The organism is Candidatus Gracilibacteria bacterium (genome assembly GCA_010119145.1).
In the GTDB taxonomy this organism is placed as follows: domain Bacteria; phylum Patescibacteriota; class Gracilibacteria; order BD1-5; family UBA6164; genus JAACSU01.
On the sequence record JAACSU010000031.1, the window covers coordinates 1,759 to 4,060 of the forward strand.

General features: G+C 32.4%; 2 protein-coding genes and 1 pseudogene (1 of these 3 cut by a window edge). 1 reads left to right on the plus strand and 2 read right to left on the minus strand.

The genetic code is table 25. From position 1 onward, the window contains the following. Both GW846_06565 and GW846_06570 read right to left on the minus strand, forming a co-directional pair. Positions 1-888 (minus strand): annotated as a pseudogene (locus tag GW846_06565) (class I tRNA ligase family protein) (it extends 626 nt beyond the left edge of the window). Between the two features lie 6 nt (positions 889-894). Then, on the minus strand, positions 895-1,911 hold the full coding sequence (locus tag GW846_06570; protein NDK10408.1) for a hypothetical protein: 1,017 nt from the start codon (positions 1,909-1,911) through the stop codon (positions 895-897). 157 nt (positions 1,912-2,068) lie between these two features. Here GW846_06570 and GW846_06575 point away from each other — a divergent pair. Beyond that, positions 2,069-2,302, plus strand: a 234-nt coding sequence (locus GW846_06575) for a hypothetical protein (protein ID NDK10409.1), incomplete at its 3' end; no start/stop codon positions are given.

Genomic DNA, 2,302 nt, shown 5'->3' on the forward strand with positions numbered 1-2,302 from the left:
CATTTTTTGTCCCGCCGAGGTTAAATAACCATGAACGAAAATCTTCTCTGGCAATACCAATTTTGCTGAAAGAAGCATCGCTATCCAGTATACGGCGTGGAAACGAATCACCCCCTTCCCTATGACATGGAGATCTGCTGGCCACCATTTTCTAAATTTTTTGGGATTGTCGGGATATCCAACGGCATTAATGTAATTGCTGAGAGCGTCATACCAGGTCCATAAAATTTGAGTTGGGTCTCCTGGCACTGGAATTCCCCATCCTCGACCACGTTCAGCTGAGCGGGAAATACAAATATCTTCAAGGCCAGAATTTATAAAACTTAAAACTTCGTTTTTCCGAGTTTCTGGAATTACTTTCACCTTATCTCTTTCAATAATTTTTTTAAACTGATTTTGATATTTTGAAAGTCGGAAAAAATAATTTTCTTCCCCAACCAATTCAGGTTTAGTTTTATGTTCTGGGCAAAGACCATTGACTAATTCACTCTCTTTATAAAATTCTTCGCAACCAACACAATAGAGCCCTCTATAAGTTTTTTTATAAATATCTTTTTTGCAAGCTAACCAAAGTTTTTGGGCCCCTTTAATATGGCGCTTTTCGGTAGTCCGAATAAAATCATCAAAAGATAAATTTAAGGTTTTTTTTAATTCATAAAATCTTTTAGAGTTTCGATCTACTAATTTTTTTATAGGAATTTTCTCCTCTTCTGCTGCCTGAACATTTTTTAAGGAATTTTCGTCAGTTCCAGTTAAGAAAAAAACTTCTTCGCCTAAAAGTCGGTGATAACGAGCGATCACATCAGCTTGAATAATTTCTAAGGCAAATCCCGCGTGGGGAGCATAATTAACATATGGAATTGCTGTAGAAAGATAATATTTTTTCATGTTTTATTAATTCATTCTTAGATTTCCAAATTTTTTATCTCGTTCGTTAATATTTTGAATTACTACTTTCATAGCTTTTATATTTTTAGGATGTTTTAAATATAACCCCATAAAATCCAATAGGCACAACAATGAACTCTTTCGGAAGACTCCAATAGTCCATCTATCATTATTTCGGCGACCATATAATTCATCGACATATCCTTTTTTTCTTGAAAGCCAAGGTTTTAAACATTTGATATTAAGAGTATTTAATTTCTTATAAATTTGATGCAAAATATTTTTATCGTATGAGGATATTTGCCATTCGCTAGTACCGTCTTTCCGAACACCCATATATCCCTCGGCATCAAAATAGCCCGCGAGAAATGCCATGAAACACTTATTATCTTTATAGACCCATTTTGGAATATCATCCTTTTTCTTTAAAAGAAAATTAAAAGTCATATTAAGGTGGCAACGAATTTTAATAGCGCCTCTTTTATCTCTTTTATTTATCCTGACGTGGCCGTAGGAAGAAAATAAATCTTTAATTAAATTAATCTGCTGCCACCTGGTGGAACTACATCTCACACAAATTGTTTGACTATTTTTTCTAATTAATCCTACCCAAAGATCGCCAATTCTAAATCCGATTAAATAACTTTTTTCTTCTAAATCTCCATCAAAATCGTAAACTGGATAAATTCTATTTGCTTCAAATTTAGACCGAATAGGGATACCAAATTTATGTAATCTTTCTCGAATTGTTTCTTCATTACAGCGATAAAGTTTGGCAATTTTATAAGTGGATAATTTCTTTTTAAGATATAATTTCTTTAACTCTTCTTGAGAAATATTAATTCCCCTATCGACCATCATTGCTTCGGAAACGCTCCGGATTGGAATTTTAAATTTATGGAGTTTATATCGAATACAGCAAGGAGTGCAATTATTAATCCTAGCTATCTGCGAAGAAGATAATTTCTTGTGTAAATATAATCTTCTTAAAATATCTTCTGAAATAACAATTTCTTTTGGCATAATCTTAAAAGGAGGATTAACCTCCTTTTATTTTATCACATTTTATTTCTTGATAAAATTTAATTTAGTTCTTTCGATAATTGCCGTAAACTCAGGATCAAAATTTTTTTCTTGACATAATTTTTGATTATGATAATATTTTTAGGGAGGAATAAAATTGTTCGAACCTCTGGCAGAATTGGAACTTGAAAAAGTTTTCGTAAAAATGATTGATGAGTTGGATGAAACAGGAACACTTGCGGTAAGCCACGTCGGTCACATTCTCATGGAATTAGCTAAGGAGTATCCAAAAGAATCGATTTTTCTATTAAGTGAAATTGCTAAATACAGTAAGAGTTTTGAAACAAGAAAATACGCAGTTGATATTTTAAGCGAGTTGACATTGAAATCT